Below are 17,880 nucleotides of genomic sequence, written 5' to 3' on the forward strand. Positions count from 1 at the left end.
TAGAATGGCTTTAGATTCAAAAATACCAAAAGGTCCACTTAAAGATAAATGGACAGATTATAAAAATCATATTAATTTAGTAAACCCTGCAAACAAGCGTAATATTGATATTATTGTTGTTGGAACTGGTTTAGCAGGAGGTTCGGCATCTGCAACATTAGCCGAATTAGGATATAATGTAAAAGCATTTGCTTACCAAGATTCACCGCGTCGTGCGCACTCCATTGCAGCACAAGGGGGAATTAATGCAGCAAAAAATTACCAAGGTGATGGCGATTCTAATTACAGATTGTTTTACGATACTGTAAAAGGAGGGGATTACCGATCTCGTGAGGCTAACGTTTATCGTTTAGCTGAGGTTTCAGGAAATATTATCGACCAATGTGTGGCTCAAGGGGTGCCTTTTGCACGTGATTATGGTGGATTATTAGATAACCGTTCGTTTGGTGGGGTGCTTGTATCAAGAACATTCTACGCAAAAGGACAAACCGGACAACAATTATTGTTAGGGGCTTACTCTGCGATGAACAGACAAATTGCTCGTGGTAAAATTGAAATGTTTAACCGTCATGAAATGCTTGACGTTGTTAAAATAGACGGAAAAGCTAGAGGAATTATCGCCCGTAATTTAATTACAGGTGAAATTGAGCGTCACTCGGCACACGCTGTTGTTATTGCAACAGGGGGTTACGGAAACGTTTATTTCCTTTCAACAAATGCCATGGGTTCTAATGCTACTGCAGCATGGAAAATTCATAAAAAAGGGGCGTATTTCGCAAACCCTTGTTATACACAAATTCACCCAACTTGTATTCCACGTTCGGGAGACTACCAGTCTAAATTAACATTGATGTCGGAGTCTTTACGTAACGATGGTCGTATTTGGGTACCTGCAAAATTAGAAGACGCTAAAGCCATTCAGCAAGGGAAATTAAAACCTACTGAAATTGCCGAAGCAGATCGCGATTATTACTTAGAACGACGTTACCCTGCCTTTGGTAACTTAGTACCACGTGATGTAGCGTCTAGAGCCGCTAAAGAGCGTTGTGATGCTGGTTATGGTGTAAATGCTACAGGTGAAGCGGTTTATTTAGATTTCGCTTCGGCCATTGAGCGTTATGGTAAAGAGCAGGCAAAAATTCATAACATCGCAAATCCTTCTGCAGAGAAAATCTACGAATTAGGACAAGCAATAGTAGAGGCTAAATATGGAAACTTATTCCAAATGTATGAGAAGATCGTCGATCAAAATCCATACAAAACGCCAATGATGATTTATCCTGCAACACACTATACCATGGGTGGTGTTTGGGTAGATTATAACTTAATGACAACGGTTGAAGGTTTATACTGTATTGGTGAAGCTAACTTCTCCGATCACGGTGCAAACAGACTTGGGGCTTCGGCTTTAATGCAAGGTTTAGCCGATGGTTATTTCGTATTACCTTATACGATTGGTGATTATTTATCTCACGATATTCGAACAGGAAAAATCCCAACCGATACTCCAGAATTTGATGCTGTTGAGAAAGAAGTGAAAGATCGTATAGATTTCTTCATAAACAACAAGGGAACAAAATCTGTAGATTACTTCCACAAAAAACTTGGAAAAGTAATGTGGGATAAAGTAGGGATGTCTAGAAATGCTCAAGGCTTGACTGAAGCTATGGCTGAAATTAAAGCGATTCGTGAAGAATTCTGGAAAGAAGTTAAAGTTCCAGGAAATGCGAATGAGTTAAATCCTGAATTAGAAAAAGCTGGACGTGTAGCAGATTTTCTTGAGTTAGGTGAGTTATTTGCTAAAGATGCTTTAAACAGAGCTGAATCTTGTGGTGGTCACTTTAGAGAAGAGTCTGTTGAGCTTGATGGCGAACAAGAAGGAGAAGCAAAACGTGACGATGTGAATTATGCTTACGTTGCTGCTTGGGAGTATAAAGGAGAGCCTGCAGATGCGGTATTACACAAAGAAGAATTAGAATTTAAAGACATTGAACTGAAACAACGTTCATACAAATAAGATTGACATTATGAATATGAATTTAACACTTAGAATTTGGAGACAAAAAGACTCAAATGCAAAGGGTCAAATGGTCGATTATAAAGTAACTGATATTTCAGAACATATGTCTTTCCTTGAAATGATGGATGTTTTAAACGAACAACTGGTAAACTCTGGTGAAGAGCCAGTAGCTTTCGATCATGATTGTCGTGAAGGAATATGTGGTATGTGTTCTTTATATATTAACGGTGAAGCACACGGTCCTGATAGAGGAGTTACTACTTGCCAGTTACACATGAGAATGTTTAAAGATGGTGATACCATTACTATCGAGCCTTGGAGAGCTGCAGCTTTCCCTGTAATTAAAGATTTAATTGTTGATAGAATGGCTTTTGAGCGTATTCAACACGCTGGAGGGTATATTTCTGTTAATACTTCGGGTAATACGCAAGATGCTAACTCATTACCGATATCTAAAATCGCTGCCGATGAGGCTATGGATGCTGCAACTTGTATTGGTTGTGGTGCTTGTGTGGCGACTTGTAAAAACTCTTCTGCGATGTTATTCGTAGGTGCTAAAGTATCGCAATATGCATTATTACCACAAGGTCAGGTTGAAGCTGCCGAACGTGTTAAAAACATGGTAGCACAAATGGATCTTGAAGGTTTTGGTAACTGTACCAACACTGGAGCATGTGAGGTGGAATGTCCTAAAGGAATTTCATTAGACAATATCGCAAGAATGAATAGAGAACTTATGAAAGCAGCGCTTAAATAAGACGCATTCAATAATGAAATTTAGCCCATATCGTTTTTAGATATGGGCTTTTTTGTAAATAATCCCTTAGTCTAAAAAAATTGCCATGTTTAGAGCATATCTTATGTCATACTTTATAGGTTTATGCTTTTTTGTAAACCTAAAGGCTCAAACATCAAATTGTGAATCCAGTTATTTTTCTGAAGCAACCTTACTCAAGCACATAAAATCATTGTCTTCTGATGCTTTTGAAGGTCGGCGTACCGGAACGGCAGGTGCTATAAAAGCGAAGCAGTTTATTGTAAATCAATTTCATGCTTTAGGCGTTTTACCTTTTACTAAAAATTACGAACAAAGATTTAGTTTTTACAAAGAAAAGGTTCACTATAAAGGAACAAATATTCTTGGTGAAATTAAAGGCACCCATTTTCCCGATTCCTATATGGTTATTAGTGCGCATTACGATCACGAAGGAATTAAAAACGGAGAAATTTATAATGGTGCCGATGATAATGCTTCTGGTGTCTGTGCACTTTTAAGTTTTGCAGAATACTTTAAAAAATACCCGCCTAAACACTCCGTGATTTTTGCTGCCTTTGATGCTGAAGAATTAAATTTACAGGGATCCAAATACTTTATGAAGAGTGGTGTAGCTCAGTCCACCAAAATAGTACTTAATTTAAACCTGGATATGGTGAGTCGAAGCGAAACCAATACCTTATTTGTGGTTGGAACTTCACACAATGCTCGTTTAAAATGGATTTATAAAAAGAATAAACTCGCATGCGGTATCATTTTGGAAGCAGGTCATGACGGTCTTGATGGCCGAGAGGATTGGACCTATGCTTCAGATCATATGAGTTTCTTTTTGGAAAATATTCCTTTTCTATATTTTGGAGTAGACGATCATGATGATTATCACGAACCCACAGATACTTTTGATAAAATTCAACCTCAATTTTATATCAATGCGGTTAAAACTATGATCAACTATTTTGAGAAAGTTGATGATTTAAGGCTCTATTATTAGTTCTTTTTTCCAGCCAAATTTTTTGCCTTCAATTTTATGGGGTACTAATTCTGAAGCGTGAGTCTTCCCAATTATTAAGGACATGATTTGAGTCTAGAAATAAGCCTTCAATTGTACCGATCCTGAATGAATGGTTCGGCTAGTTTCTGTTTTTCTTCCGAGGTAACTCAAATTCAAATCCAAAAATTTAGTCAGTTTTCTTTGAGCCAATAAGCTCCAAGTAAAGTTTTTCCCAGGTTGTAAACCTTCTAGAATCTGATAGGCTACTGGAGTATTAGAATCACCGTTAAACGCATTTGAAATAAAATTAAACTCACCGTTTATTGCGCTTTTCTCACTGTTTCCCAAGGAAAACGAACTCCCGTACTTTTGTTGTTTTAAGGTTTCTTGGTCGCCAATCGTATTGGTTTTTGTAGTGCTTTGGTAATAAATATCGAAACTGGAATTGGTGTTGAATAAGTAAGATAACTTCGGATTTAAAACCGTTTCGTCTAAGTTGTAATTTTTACTTGTGAAATTTTCACTTTCACTTTCATTCGTGTTCAATGCCGATAACAGGTTAACTAACCAATTTTCGGCAATTTTATGATTGAAGTTTAATTGATGGCTGCTTAAACTATTTTCAATAAAGCCCACCGAAAGTAAATTTCGGGTGCTGTTTTCCAGATAGGTATATGAGGTCGTGTAATGTTGTTTACCGCGATTAAAAAAGAAAACATTTCTAAAGTTAAGCTGTAAGCCTAATAAGTTATCTTCACTATTTTCAAAAGGATTTAAGTTAAATCGGCTGCCTTCGCGTCGCAATTTACTATCGGTTAAATAGCTGGTTTGGTTATAAAAATGCGATAAAAATTTTTTGGTTTTATGATTGGAAACCGACCATTGGGCAGGGTTTAAGGTTAGGGATAGACTCCATCGGTTTTGGTGTGTTTTTACATAGACACGATTGGGTAATAACACGCGGATATAGGTGCCTTGGTCTTGAAATTGAGCCAATTCAAACTCTTCGAGCTCTTGGATGCCATTGCCATTGTAGTCAATCCATGTGTATGAACCTTGGCCAGGCTCAACTTCCACGTAAGTGAAATCCTGAAGCGGTAAACTACCCGAATTGGTTTCAAAAATGGTGCTAAAGAAAATAATATTGTTGAATAATTTCTGACTAAACTGCAACCTCGAGTTTAAAGAATGCTCGTCATCAATAGTATCATCTTCATCTTTCAAACTACGGTAATTGGCATACAAACTTAAATTGGTATTTTGCTTTTGAATGAGTTTCGAATCCAGATAAAGCGTATTGGAAGTGTTTACCTTTTGAAGGGTGTTGTTTCTAATACTGTCGTTTGTACGGTTTATATAACCTACTTCAACAAAAACTTTGGTGCTATCGCCAACCCCAACAAAGGCATCGTAGGATTTAAATCGCTGACTTAAAGCCGTGAGTTCTTGAGTGCGGTTGTTTTTTTGCACGTTGTCTTCAAAAGCTATTTTTGTGCCCACCCAGCTTTTATTCATATTGTACGTCATGCGGTTATATGACCTTGAAAAGGTGGAATTGTTTATTAGAGCATTGGCATTTAAAAAACTAGAGTAGGAGCTTATATTGAATTTGTTTAGCTGTAAATTAATATGCGCTACGTGCCTGTTACCGTTAAAACCGTCAGCGAAATTAAGATGTTCATAGGTATAATCGATAAGTCCCTTTTGCTTTTGAAAGAGTTTAATACCTGTATTTAATAAGTTTTGATTTCCTAAATTATAGCCTATCCCGTTTAATGGTGTGGGATCTAAGTTCCAATCACGATTAAATTCTGGGTTGTACAATCCTTCAATATTTCGATAATTGGCACTTACGTAATCATGATCTAAAAATAGGTTAACATTCCATTGATTTTCTTTTTTTACGAGGGCTTGATTGATGGTTATTTTTCCGGCCAGACCATCATTTTGATCATCATCGATATCCGAAAATAAATTCTGATCGTTTTTACTTCCGGAACCTTCAAAACGTATGCTTGTTTTTTCGGTGGGGTTATAAGCTCCATTTACAACAGCAATTTGTAATTTTTTAGGCGCCACAAGTTGTATTATGGGCGCGTATAATCCTAGTCCGTCGCCAACATATTCATAAATATTATTAATAGCATTAATGCTACTTAGGTCATAAGCACCTTGGTTTGGGCCTACCAAAGTGAAGGTTACGTTGTACAATTCGTCATCCGGATCGTTTGAAAACACGAAAGCTTCTTCGCCGTTAATAAGTTCTTTTTTATAAAGTATGCGGTTTTGGTTGTATTCTGCCCGGGACTCTGATGGGGCCACCATTTTGGTTCGATCATTTCCGGCCTGTGCTAAAATGTCCACTTGGTCTTCCGAGAGATTTTGCTGCAGGGGTTGGTTTTTAGCATCATTTTCAGAGTAGATAGAAACCCCTAAACTAAATTTTTTACTCTCGTAGCGGCCACCGCCATAACCTACAAAACGGGTATAGTTGCGCTCACTAAATTGGTAGTCGATGGTAATACGCATTTCGGAGGTTATAGGAAAGGTGGAATTAAAAATAATCTCACCAGCGTTATAATCGATAATATAATCTTCGTTCTCACCACGTTTTAAGGCCACACCATTGACATACACGGTTTCACTACCCGATACGATTAATACAAACAATTCGCCATTTGGACCTTGTAATTTATAAGGACCTTGATTGCTTTCTTGAGCGGTAAATTGGCTGCGTGTAAATTGTCCGCGAACCAAAGCGCCAGCTGCAAAAAGATGAGTTTCCTTCTCTTCGGGGCCTAGGTTTATGTTAAAGTTTAATCCCTGCACACGCTTAGAGAATTTGGCAAAATAGGAGTCGGTATTCACAAGGTCAATATCACCAGCACGTATGTTCCAACGGTCGCTAAACATTTCAATAAAAACCTGATCAAATTCATCCAAACGTTGCGAATAACCACTTTCTTGTAACGGAATATTAGCATCCTGAATGGAGGCACGTAAAGATACTTTTTCGTTTAATTTCCCTATAATTTGAAGGTCTAACTCACTATTTAGTACGGAATTTTGATTGTTACCAACGGTAACACCTCGCGAAATACTTCCCGAAGTCGATAAGCCATCAAACGGAATAAATTGATTCGAGCTATTAGGCTGTTTTAGTTTATATAAATTTCGCTGAGCGTTGTTGTTATTTACAATAATATTTTCATCTAAATTTTTATAGGTCTTGGTAAGGAAGTCAGGGAACTTTAAATAATTGATAATAATAGTATCGGTGTCTACGGGTTTTTTAAAGGTTAAAAGTGCCTTGGCGAAATCTACCGTATAGTAGCTTGAATCAATTATGGTACTGTCCTTAGTTTTAACAGAAAACACGCTAGAATTAATACTAACAGGTTCTATAAAAATAGAGTCTTTTACAGCTACTTTTTTAGATCTATAGTTGTTAGGTAGATTTTGTGCAAACCCACAAAAACCTATAAAAACAAATAGTATAGAAGTAAAAAATTTCATCGGATACTTAAACTAAAAAAAACAAGATTTATTTTGAAAGTGTAACTTGTTAAAACTGCCGTAAAATAATAGCGTAAAAGTAACGTATTATTTATTTTAGCGGCAATCTGTACAATTTTGTCGAAAAACTAACGGCTTCATACAATTTTAGGGGCATTTTAATAGTAAAAAGAATCGAATGAAAATTATATCATACAATGTAAATGGGGTTAGAGCCGCTTTAAATAAAGGTTTTATAGAATGGTTAACAAGTGCCAATCCAGATGTTATTTGTTTACAAGAAATTAAAGCCTTAAAAGAACAGTTGGATGTAACGCTATTTGAAGATGCAGGATATAATTATCACTATTGGTTTAGCGCTCAAAAAAAAGGGTATAGTGGCGTGGCTATTTTGTGTAAAAAAGAGCCCAATCATGTGGAATATGGTACAGGAATAGAATCTATGGATTTCGAAGGTCGTAATATAAGAGTAGATTTCGACGACGTTTCCATCATAAGTTTGTATTTGCCATCAGGCACTAATGATGCCAGATTAGAGCATAAATTAGAGTACATGAGTATGTTTCAAGCTTATATCGATCAGTTAAAATTAGAGCACCCGAATCTTGTTATTTGTGGTGATTATAATATTTGCCATGAAGAAATTGATATCCATAACCCTAAAATGAAAGGGGTGTCTGGATTTTTACCGGTAGAGCGTGAGTGGATTGGCGATTTTATAGCCAGTGGATTTGTAGATTCTTTCCGTTTTGTGAATCCCGAATTACAACAATATAGCTGGTGGAGCTACCGTGCCAATGCCAGAGCGAATAACAAAGGTTGGCGATTAGATTACGCGATGGTGTCAAAAACCATACAAGAAAAAATTAAAAGAGCCGTTATACTAACCGAAGCGGTACACAGCGACCATTGTCCGATTTTACTAGAACTTGAAAGTTAACTAAATTACTAATTATAGAACCTAATGAACATGATTAAAAAAAGTGTTTTTACCATTTTTACAATGGCTATTTTAGCCTCTTGTGTATCTCCTAAAATATACAAGGATCTAGAAGCTAAATACGCCGAGTTAAAGAAAGAAAACCGCAAGTTAAATGAAGATTACGAATCTTTATTAAAATCGAAAGCCCAGGCCGAAAACGATTTTAAACAAACCAAAAAGGCTTACGACGAAACCCTTGCCGAGCGCAATAAGCTGCAAGCCGATTACGATGCTACTGCGGCTAATCTAGAGGCTTTAAAGGATTCGTATGCGGCACTTGAGAAAAATAGTTCCAGAGCCATCGCTTCAAATTCGGAGAAAAACCGTGAATTGTTGGCGCAGTTAGAGGCGAAAGAACAAGCTTTATCTGCCGAAATTACACGTCTTGAGCGTCTTAAAAAAGAGCTAGAAGATCGTTCCAATCGTGTGGCCGAATTAGAAAGTGTTATTGCTGCTAAAGATGCTGCTATGAATACATTAAAAGACGCTATTTCTAGTGCTTTAACCGATTTTGAAGGTAAAGGGTTAACTGTAGAACAAAAAGACGGGAAAGTCTACGTGTCTATGGAAAACAAATTGCTTTTCAATTCCGGAAGTTGGGCTGTAGGTAGCGAAGGCCGTCGTGCCGTACAACAACTTGGTGTTGTTTTAGGTCAGAATCCAGATATTGCCGTGTTAATCGAAGGTCACACCGATAATGTACCTTATTCAGGTAATGGTCCCCTAACTACCAACTGGGATTTATCTACCAAAAGAGCGACTTCTATTGTGAATATCCTTAGAGAGAACAAAGCGATTAATCCAGAAAATTTAACGGCAGCAGGCCGTGGTGAATTTGCACCAATTGCCTCTAACGATTCACCATCTGGTCGTGCTACAAACCGTCGTATAGAAGTGATTTTAACCCCTAAATTAGACGAATTATCCAGATTGTTACAAGAGCAGCATTAATTGTAGTTTAGTGATTTGGGCGTTACCCAAGGGTCGCGCAATAGTTTATCTTGAGCGTAGTCGAAAGGTTGCAAGTCCGCGCTCGTACCTCGCTGTGGGCTTTCCACTGCAATCGCTAACGCAAGTTGATCATATATTTAAACCTTTCAGATACATGGATAGCTGAAAGGTTTTTTTAACTTTATTAATTAAATAAAATGATACTTAAGGGCAAATTTTCGCCTTAATACATCAGAAAATCACACCGTATGAAATACAGTATTCTGCCTAAAACCAATATAAAAGTTAGTAAAATATGTTTGGGCACCATGACTTTCGGAAATCAAAATACCGAAACCGAGGCCTTCAAACAGTTGGATTATGCCTTAAGTGAAGGGGTTAATTTTTTAGATACCGCCGAAATGTACCCGGTGCCAGCAACTCCAAAAACTTCGGGAGCCACAAGCACGATTATAGGGAATTGGTTGAAAAAATCAGGAAAACGCGACCAGGTTATTATAGCCAGTAAAATTATTGGACGTTCAAGCGATTATTCTGCGCACATTAGAACCACGGCCTTAAGCGGAAATTCCATCCAAGAGGCCGTCGATAAAGAGCTAAAACGTTTACAAACCGATTATATCGATCTTTATCAAATCCATTGGCCAGAACGCGATACTAACACTTTTGGTACTAGAGATTACAAGCATAATCCAGACGATTTTTGGAAAGATAATTTTCATGAAGTTCTAACGAAACTAGATGATCAAATTCGTGCGGGTAAAATTGGTTATGTTGGAATGTCTAACGAAAAAGCTTGGGGAGCTATGCGTTTATTGGAAGAGTCTAAGGCACATAGTTTACCTAGAATGCGTACCATTCAAAATGCCTATTGCTTAATTAATCGCGCTTTTGAAGGCGATATGGCAGAAATTTCAATGCGGGAAGATCTGGGACTGTTAGCGTATTCGCCGATGGCTTTTGGTGTGTTGTCAGGAAAATATATTAAAGGCACGGCTACCGATAAGTCGAGATTAAATCTCTTTCCTAGGTTTTCACGATATAGTAGTACATCATGTACCGAGGCTACTAAAAAGTACTTAAAAATTGCCGAAGAAAATAATATGACTTTAGCGCAAATGAGTTTGGCTTTTGTAAATCAGCAACCCTTTGTAACGAGTAATATTATTGGAGCAACAACTATGGCGCAGTTAAAGGAAAACATCGATAGTATCCATGTCACATTATCCAATGACATCATGGAGCAAATCAATGCCGTACATGCCGAAATTCCTAATCCTGCGGTTTAGGAATTATATTAAAGGAATTTTTAGTAGCTATTCGATTAAAAAAAAAGGGCTGTCTTAATAGTTGATACAAACGTCATTCTGTGCTTGACACAGAATCTCATAACATGGTAATACAATAATTATGAGAATCTGTAAAAAATTCAGATTGACGTAGATTCTAATTTAAGACAGCCTCTTTTACTTTGAAAATTTTATAATTTACCTAGTGCAATTTGCAGTCCAGGTTTCGCCATTTTCGTTGTAAAATATATTTAAAGTGCTTTCGTCAATTTTAATATAACTGGTTTCGCTACCACCTATATTAATATTGGTTTCTTCACCTTCTTCAAACTCTATACCTCGAATACTCGGGATGTCGTCGTTGGAAAAATCAAAATCATATTTATCGTCGATTTTTGTCACAAAAACACTTCCGTTTTCTGTGCTTACTGTAGTATTCTCACTGTTATATCCTATCTCACCTCGGTAAGTACCAGCAAATAAAATGTTATCGGCAGGGTTATCATCCTTACTACAAGAAGTGAAAATTAATGTTACGATGGCAATTAAGCTACATGTTTTAATTAGTTTTTTCATTTTAAATGTTTTAGTTAAACGTTTGGTGTAGCTACGAACCCAAAATCCCTAAAAGTTTATAGTTTAACAGGCTTTTAAGGTTTTTAACAAAAATTTTGTAGATTAACTGTTATTCTATGGGAGTGGTGTTCTTAAGATGCTTTTTGTATTTTAGATTAAAATTACATGAGTCCGAAAAGTAGATTTTGTTTTTATAGGTGGAATGAATTGTTTCTCGTCATTTCGACAAAGGGCGGAACGAGCGACGAGATATCTTCGTGTTAAGGAGATTCTTCCTCATTTTTCGTCTGCATAACAACTAGTCCACGAAAAGGAACTGTAAGCACATTAAATCAGTAGCTTTTAAGATAGACTCAGATTAAAAAATGTATGAAAAAAAATAGATTAGGAAACCGTTCGTTAGCCATTGCTGTCATTTGTATGGTAGGAGGCTTGGTTTTAAAATACTTTAATATCTACCAAGGATATACGTTAGAAATTTTACTTGCAGGTTTCGAGGCCGCTGTGGTTGGGGGTGTTGCCGATTGGTTTGCAGTCCGTGCTTTGTTTCAGGAGATTCCTATTCCGGTTGTTAAAAAGCACACGAACATTATTGTAAAAAGTAGAGAGAAATTATCGGCAGGGATTGTCGATTTGGTGAATAATGAATGGTTGTCTAAAGACATGATTCGCGATAAGATTGCTGGGGTGTCTATGGCAAAACCCATTGTAGATTATTTACTTATTCAGGAAAATCAAGAATCGATACGAAAAACATTAAAACCAGAGTTAGAAGCCTTGGTCTTGAAGTTGGATCATGAGGATGTTGTGCAGACTTTAGAAGGCGTTATTAGGCCAGCTGTAAAAGGTAATAATGTGGCCGTGCCTTTAGGGAACTTATTAAAACAAACGGTAACTCATAAAGATCATTATGCTGTTCTACATGTGTTTCTAGAAGTTTTAAAGGAGAAAATAGCTTCGGCATCGACTTTAGAGTTTTTAGTTGCAGAAGTGCATACCTTGGTTAATAAACAAAAACAAGGTACCGTTATTAAAGGGTTTCTCGTGGAGGCCGGTAAAGTTTTGGGCGCTATAAAACCGCAACGCATTGCCGAAGGCATACAGGAACAGTTGGTTAAGCTTATTGAAGAAATTCAAAGCAATCCGGGAGAGCATAAAATCATTAAAGCCTTGGATGAGCAGCTTTATAACTACGGAGAGCGTTTGAGCTCTGGTGATGAAAAAGCTCAGGCCGATGTTAATGCCTTTGGAGAACAATTTTTGGAACGTTTAATCGATTCGGGAATTGTGTTGCAAGCATTAACCCGAGTTAAAAGCATGATAAAAACACATTTATTTGAAAATGACAACGAATACACCATGCTTATTAAAGATAAGGTGAATGATATGCTTACATCTTTTCACGACGATACTTCAAAATTACAGCAGACTGATGCTTGGTTAAAAACCACCATTTTACAACTTATAGAAACACATCATCATAAAATAGGGGAATTGGTAAACGAAAGTCTGCAAAAACTATCTAATGTGGAATTGGTAAAACAAATTGAAAGTAAGGTAGGCGAAGATCTTCAGTATATTCGTTTAAACGGTGCTATTGTTGGAGGTATTGTTGGTATGCTTATTATGATTTTTAATCTGTTTGTATTGGACTTACATGCTTAAATGGAATCGAAGCCTGCAATAGGGATTGAAGCGGCATCCTTTTTTGTGCTTGTTGAAAACTTTGTTTAAACGCTTACTTGGATCTAAAAACGAGGCTTAATGTTTTTTCCAAACTATGTGTTGCACAAAAAAGATATAGCCCTTCGACTTCGCTCAGGATAAACATCAAGCGCGGTGCTAGCAATTGCCCAAATAGAAATAAAACAAGTTATTTAAGAGCGATGTTACGTGTTTCAGAAAGAATATATAACCAAAAAACCCCAAACTAAATGAATAGTATGAGGTTTTAGGTTATTTAATTTGATTACCATCTTTATCGAAAAAGTGGTATTCTAAATATGTGTAAGCATCTCTTGGTAATATTTTCACCCATTTTTTATGTTCTAAAAACCATTTAGAACGTACAGATGGAATGCCTTTTGTTAAGAAGGCTGCTATGAAAGGATGTGTGTTTAGGGTCACCTTTTTATAGTCTTTTTTAAATAGTTTTTCAAGATCGAAGTTTATCTTTTGTACAATGCCTATTGGCGCTTCTACTTCGGCACCATTGACAATGGCATCTGGATTTTCTTCTCGTGTTTTAATGTTCATTTCTGGACGTACACGCTGTCTTGTAATTTGTATCAATCCAAATTTACTTGGAGGTAATATTTTGTGTTTGGCTCTATCGTCTTTCATTTCATCGCGAAGATGATTAAAAAGTTTTTGCCTGTTTTCGGCATTGGTCATATCTATAAAATCGACTACGATAATACCGCCCATATCACGTAAACGTAATTGGCGCGCCATTTCTGTAGCCGCAATAAGATTAACCTCTAGTGCTGTGTCCTCCTGGTTGTTGGCTTTGTTAGAACGGTTTCCGCTGTTTACATCTATAACATGCAGGGCTTCGGTGTGTTCTATCACCAAGTAGGCGCCTTTTGCCATAGAAACGGTTTTGCCAAAGGAAGTTTTAATTTGTCTTTCGATTCCAAATTTCTCGAAAATCGGAACATTAGACTGATACAATTTCACTATTGATTCTTTTTTTGGTGCAATTTCTTGCAAATAATCTTTAATTTGATAAAAAAGCGTTTCATCATCAACATGAATACTTGTAAAGGTATCGTTGAATATGTCTCTTAAAATAGAAGAGGCTTTATTCATTTCACCTAATACTTTACTGGGATGATGTGCTTTGTGTAGCTTTTTACACATTGCCGTCCAACGACTAAGCAAATTTTGTAAATCTTTATCTAGTTCTGCTACTTTTTTGCCTTGTGCTACAGTACGAACAATAACCCCAAAACCTGGAGGCGTAATGCTTTTAACCAGGCGTTTTAATCGGTCTTTTTCTTCGCGGTCTTCTATTTTTTGAGAAATAGAAATGCGGTTGGAAAAAGGGACTAAAACAATATATCTACCGGCAATAGAAAGCTCTGAGCTTATCCTAGGGCCTTTGGTAGAGATAGGTTCTTTTACAATTTGTACTAATAGAGACTGATTAGATTTTAAGGCGTCGACAATTTTGCCGTCTTTCTCAATATCTTTCTCAAATGGGAAATTTTTTAAAGAAAAATCTTTTAGTTTACCTGTGCTTACACGTTTTGTGAATTTTAAAAGAGAAGGTAATTTTGGACCTAAATCATGATAATGCAAAAAGGCATCTTTCTCATAACCTACATTAACAAATGCAGCATTTAGTCCAGGAACAGCTTTCCTTATTTTGGCTATAAACACATCGCCAACAGAAAAGTCGTTACTATCTTCATCCTTTTGTAATTCAATAAGTTTTCCATCTTTTAATAAGGCAAAATCAACATTGTCGGAACTAGATCGAATAATCAATTCTTTATCCATTGCGTTAATTTTTATCCATACAGTCTGGTTAGAAGTTAAAAGTTAAGAGTTAAAAGTTAATAGTTTGAGATTAGAAGTTTAAGGTTAAAAGCACGATACTTTACAAACCAATAACTAAAAACCAGCAACCATTAACTAGTAACCAGAAACCAATAACCACCAACCAAATGGTATAGATGGATTATACATTATTTTTATCTGATGTTTGCACACCAGACCACAGGATTTTTTAAAATCCGTGGAGTTTTATAGGCTTTTTTTAAAGTCTTAAAACTCATTTCAAAGAACTCTTTGTTTCTTAAATCAAAAAAAGTAGTTAATCTAACTACTTTTTTGATTTATTTTTTCTTCTTGTGACGGTTAGCGCGTCTACGTTTCTTACGTTTGTGTGTCGCTACCTTATGTCTTTTACGTTTTTTACCACTTGGCATAAATAGTGTCTTTTAAGATTAATAATTCGTTTTAATGCTGAAATCAAATTCAGCTAATGCATTTTTATTTTACGTCCACATTTGTTTTAACGCCCTCAACAAAAACTTTTGCAGGCTTAAATGCAGGGATATTATGAGCAGGTATTTTAATAGTTGTATTTTTTGAAATGTTTCTTCCTGTTTTTTCAGCTCTTGTTTTGATTATAAAGCTTCCAAAACCTCTTAAATAAACATTGTCACCAGCTTCTAAAGAAGTTTTTACTTCTTCCATGAATGTTTCAACCGTTGCTTGAACATCACCTTTTTCAATTCCTAACTTCTCAGAAATTTTTGCTACTAAATCAGCCTTCGTCATTTTTAATATTTTATTATGGGTTACTATAAATTCTAAAAGGGATGCAAATATAAGGATTTAATATTCAATATTTCAAACCTAATTCACTTAAATTTAATATTATAAACGTTTATTTTTATGCCCTTATTTTAAATTATTCATGAATTTTTCAAAAAACATAACCTACTGGTATTCAAATAATAAGCGTGACTTGCCGTGGCGTAAAACTAAAAATCCATATCATATATGGTTGTCTGAAATTATTTTACAGCAAACACAAGTGAACCAGGGGTTACCATTTTATGAAGCTTTTGTGAATCATTTTCCTTCAGTTTTTCATTTGGCCGAAGCAAACGAAGCCGAAGTTTTAAAATTATGGCAAGGATTAGGGTATTATTCTCGCGCTCGAAATTTACATGCTTCAGCAAAATATGTAGCGAATGAATTGCAAGGTGTATTTCCGAATAATTATAAGGAGTTATTAAAATTAAAAGGGGTAGGTGATTATACGGCCAGCGCCATAGCATCATTTTGTTTCAACGAGTCTACTGCTGTAGTCGATGGGAATGTTTACCGCGTATTGTCGCGCTACTTTGGTATCGATACGCCTATAAATTCTTCAAAAGGAAGTAAAGCGTTTAAAGCTTTAGCTCAGGAGTTGATAGATGGAAATAATCCTTCCGAATATAACCAAGCCATTATGGAGTTTGGGGCCATACAATGTAAGCCTAAAAATCCCGATTGTTTAGCTTGTGTTTTTCAGGATACCTGTGTGGCATTTAATGAAAATCGCGTTGATGCATTGCCCGTTAAAATTAAATCCGCGAAAGCGAAAAAAAAATATTTTAATTTTTTAGTGTTTATTAGTGACGATGGTAAAACCATTTTAGAGCAACGCGAAGGCAAAGGCATTTGGCAAAACCTGTATCAGTTTCCCTTAATTGAAACGCCAAGCGATATTAGTGAAACTGTTTTTCAAGAACATTTAAGTGCGCATAGCTTGTTAAAAGGACAAGATTATACATGGAGTCTATATAATAAGGATGCGATTGTGCATAAATTATCGCATCAACATTTATACACCAGATTTTGGATTATCAATATAAAGGAACTAAATGCTCAAACAATACCTATTAATAGTATTAGAGATTATGCGGTTCCTATATTAATTGGTAATTTTATAGAGGAGTTTAGTTTTTAAGCTAGGGAATTTCAATACTCTTATTTAAATAGGTTGGAGTAATCCTTAAATAAGTAAATTTTCCCTCTTTTTCCACCAGTTATTTCAGTTAAAATTTCTAGTTTTTCAAGTTCTTCTATTAATTTATATACAGAAGGCGATGATAAACTAGTTAATTCCTTAGCTTTTTGAGCATTTATAATTGGGCGTTGATATAGATGGTTTAAAATCAATTGAGCATTGTGTGAGCGGCTTCCTAAGGCTTGTAATTTGTGCTCAACTTCTTTTTGAAGTTTTAAAATGCTATCAAAAGTATTAATACCACTTTTTGCAGTTTCAATGACTCCAACTAGAAAAAATTTGAACCATTGACTTAGGTCATTTTTCTCTCTAACTTTTGTTAGGTTGTCATAATATAACATTCTGTTTCTTTCGAAGAAATCAGAAAGGTATAAGATAGGTTTTTTTAATATTCCTTTTTCAACTAAATACAGTGTAATCATCAATCTACCCACCCTACCATTACCATCTAAAAAAGGATGAATTGTTTCAAATTGATAATGAATTAAAGCAATCTTTAATAAATCAGGAAAAAATGATTCGGAATTATGGGCGAAGTTCTCTAAATCACTCATATATTCGTTAACGCTTGTGTGAATGGGAGGTATAAAGGTTGCATCATTTATGCTTGCTCCTCCAATCCAGTTTTGACTGGTTCTAAATGCTCCTGGAAGTTTATGTTTTCCTCTAACCCCTTGAAGTAGTATTTTATGAGTCTCTCGAATTAATCTAGATGAAAAAGGCAATTTTTCTAAACTTTTGATAGCAGAGTTTAATGCTTCAATATAATTTTGTACTTCTTCCCAATCATCTCGTTTTTCATCAATTACGTCCTCTTTATCTAATAAAGCATCTTCTATGTTTGTTTTTGTTCCTTCAATTTTACTTGATTGAGTTGCTTCTTTTAATACGTGCATACTGATAAATAAATCGATATTTGGAATGTATTCTGAATACATATCAAGTCTACCAAGTTGTCTGTCTGCCTGACTTAAAAGAGTTAATACTTCCATATCATCAATTGTCCACTGCTGATTTATTTTAGTAGGCTGAAAGCTTCTGTGATTTCCTTGGTTTATATAGTTGCCAGATTTGAATGTTTTCATAATTTATTTAAGTATAAACTTAAACAAAGATATGTATTAGTTAAGAATATTTATAAAATATTAAATAAGGAATGGTTTAAATTAAGTATGTGTTTCAAATCTTAATTAAGAGGGTAATCTATTTAATGCTGTTCAATTTATATATATGGTTGTTGTTGTAGAATT

Annotated in this window: 13 protein-coding genes; 8 read left to right on the forward strand and 5 right to left on the reverse strand. The window is 35.7% G+C overall.

The window, feature by feature from the left end:
• Positions 1-4: 4 nt before the first annotated feature.
• From C1A40_RS08940 to C1A40_RS08950, 3 genes are all read left to right on the forward strand, one after another.
• A complete protein-coding gene (locus tag C1A40_RS08940) occupies positions 5-2,017 on the forward strand; it encodes a fumarate reductase/succinate dehydrogenase flavoprotein subunit (protein WP_102995597.1) in 2,013 nt (670 codons plus the stop codon).
• A gap of 16 nt (positions 2,018-2,033) precedes the next feature.
• Positions 2,034-2,777: a succinate dehydrogenase/fumarate reductase iron-sulfur subunit gene (locus C1A40_RS08945; protein WP_102995598.1), complete on the forward strand. Its 744-nt coding sequence runs from the start codon at positions 2,034-2,036 to the stop codon at positions 2,775-2,777.
• 103 nt (positions 2,778-2,880) lie between these two features.
• On the forward strand, positions 2,881-3,786 hold the full coding sequence (locus tag C1A40_RS08950) for a M28 family peptidase (RefSeq protein WP_241910517.1): 906 nt from the start codon (positions 2,881-2,883) through the stop codon (positions 3,784-3,786).
• 93 nt (positions 3,787-3,879) lie between these two features.
• Here the strand turns inward: C1A40_RS08950 and C1A40_RS08955 are convergent, their stop codons facing one another.
• Positions 3,880-7,302, reverse strand: coding sequence for a hypothetical protein (locus tag C1A40_RS08955; RefSeq protein ID WP_102995600.1), 3,423 nt, complete (start codon positions 7,300-7,302; stop codon positions 3,880-3,882).
• 178 nt (positions 7,303-7,480) lie between these two features.
• Here C1A40_RS08955 and C1A40_RS08960 point away from each other — a divergent pair, with 178 nt between their 5' ends.
• The 3 genes from C1A40_RS08960 to C1A40_RS08970 all read left to right on the forward strand — a co-directional run bounded on the left by C1A40_RS08960 (position 7,481) and on the right by C1A40_RS08970 (position 10,524).
• A complete protein-coding gene (locus tag C1A40_RS08960) occupies positions 7,481-8,242 on the forward strand; it encodes an exodeoxyribonuclease III (protein ID WP_102995601.1) in 762 nt (253 codons plus the stop codon).
• Positions 8,243-8,272: 30 nt separating this feature from the next.
• On the forward strand, positions 8,273-9,235 hold the full coding sequence (locus tag C1A40_RS08965; protein ID WP_102995602.1) for an OmpA/MotB family protein: 963 nt from the start codon (positions 8,273-8,275) through the stop codon (positions 9,233-9,235).
• Between the two features lie 248 nt (positions 9,236-9,483).
• On the forward strand, positions 9,484-10,524 hold the full coding sequence (locus C1A40_RS08970) for an aldo/keto reductase (protein ID WP_102995603.1): 1,041 nt from the start codon (positions 9,484-9,486) through the stop codon (positions 10,522-10,524).
• 198 nt (positions 10,525-10,722) lie between these two features.
• Here the strand turns inward: C1A40_RS08970 and C1A40_RS08975 are convergent, their stop codons facing one another.
• Positions 10,723-11,100 carry a hypothetical protein gene (locus C1A40_RS08975; RefSeq protein WP_102995604.1) on the reverse strand — a complete coding sequence of 126 codons (378 nt, stop codon included), beginning with the start codon at positions 11,098-11,100 and terminating at the stop codon, positions 10,723-10,725.
• A 369-nt stretch (positions 11,101-11,469) separates the two neighbouring features.
• On the opposite strand from C1A40_RS08975, the gene C1A40_RS08980 reads away from it, so the two are divergent.
• Positions 11,470-12,765 (forward strand): DUF445 domain-containing protein, encoded by a 1,296-nt coding sequence (locus C1A40_RS08980; RefSeq protein ID WP_102995605.1) that lies wholly within the window; start codon positions 11,470-11,472, stop codon positions 12,763-12,765.
• 291 nt (positions 12,766-13,056) lie between these two features.
• On the opposite strand, the gene C1A40_RS08985 is transcribed toward C1A40_RS08980, so the two are convergent.
• Both C1A40_RS08985 and C1A40_RS08990 read right to left on the reverse strand, forming a co-directional pair.
• Positions 13,057-14,604, reverse strand: a complete 1,548-nt coding sequence (locus C1A40_RS08985) for an Rne/Rng family ribonuclease (RefSeq protein WP_102995606.1) — start codon at positions 14,602-14,604, stop codon at positions 13,057-13,059.
• Between the two features lie 495 nt (positions 14,605-15,099).
• Positions 15,100-15,390 (reverse strand): HU family DNA-binding protein, encoded by a 291-nt coding sequence (locus tag C1A40_RS08990; RefSeq protein WP_013869848.1) that lies wholly within the window; start codon positions 15,388-15,390, stop codon positions 15,100-15,102.
• Between the two features lie 139 nt (positions 15,391-15,529).
• Between C1A40_RS08990 and mutY the strand changes: the two genes are divergently transcribed.
• Positions 15,530-16,570 carry an A/G-specific adenine glycosylase gene (gene mutY, locus C1A40_RS08995; protein ID WP_102995607.1) on the forward strand — a complete coding sequence of 347 codons (1,041 nt, stop codon included), beginning with the start codon at positions 15,530-15,532 and terminating at the stop codon, positions 16,568-16,570.
• A 20-nt stretch (positions 16,571-16,590) separates the two neighbouring features.
• Here mutY and C1A40_RS09000 read toward each other — a convergent pair whose 3' ends face one another.
• The gene (locus tag C1A40_RS09000) at positions 16,591-17,715 is read right to left on the reverse strand and encodes a Fic family protein (protein ID WP_102995608.1); all 1,125 of its coding nucleotides are present in this window, start codon (positions 17,713-17,715) and stop codon (positions 16,591-16,593) included.
• Positions 17,716-17,880: the final 165 nt, after the last annotated feature.

The sequence above is a fragment of the Tamlana carrageenivorans genome (assembly GCF_002893765.1).
Lineage (GTDB): Bacteria > Bacteroidota > Bacteroidia > Flavobacteriales > Flavobacteriaceae > Pseudotamlana > Pseudotamlana carrageenivorans.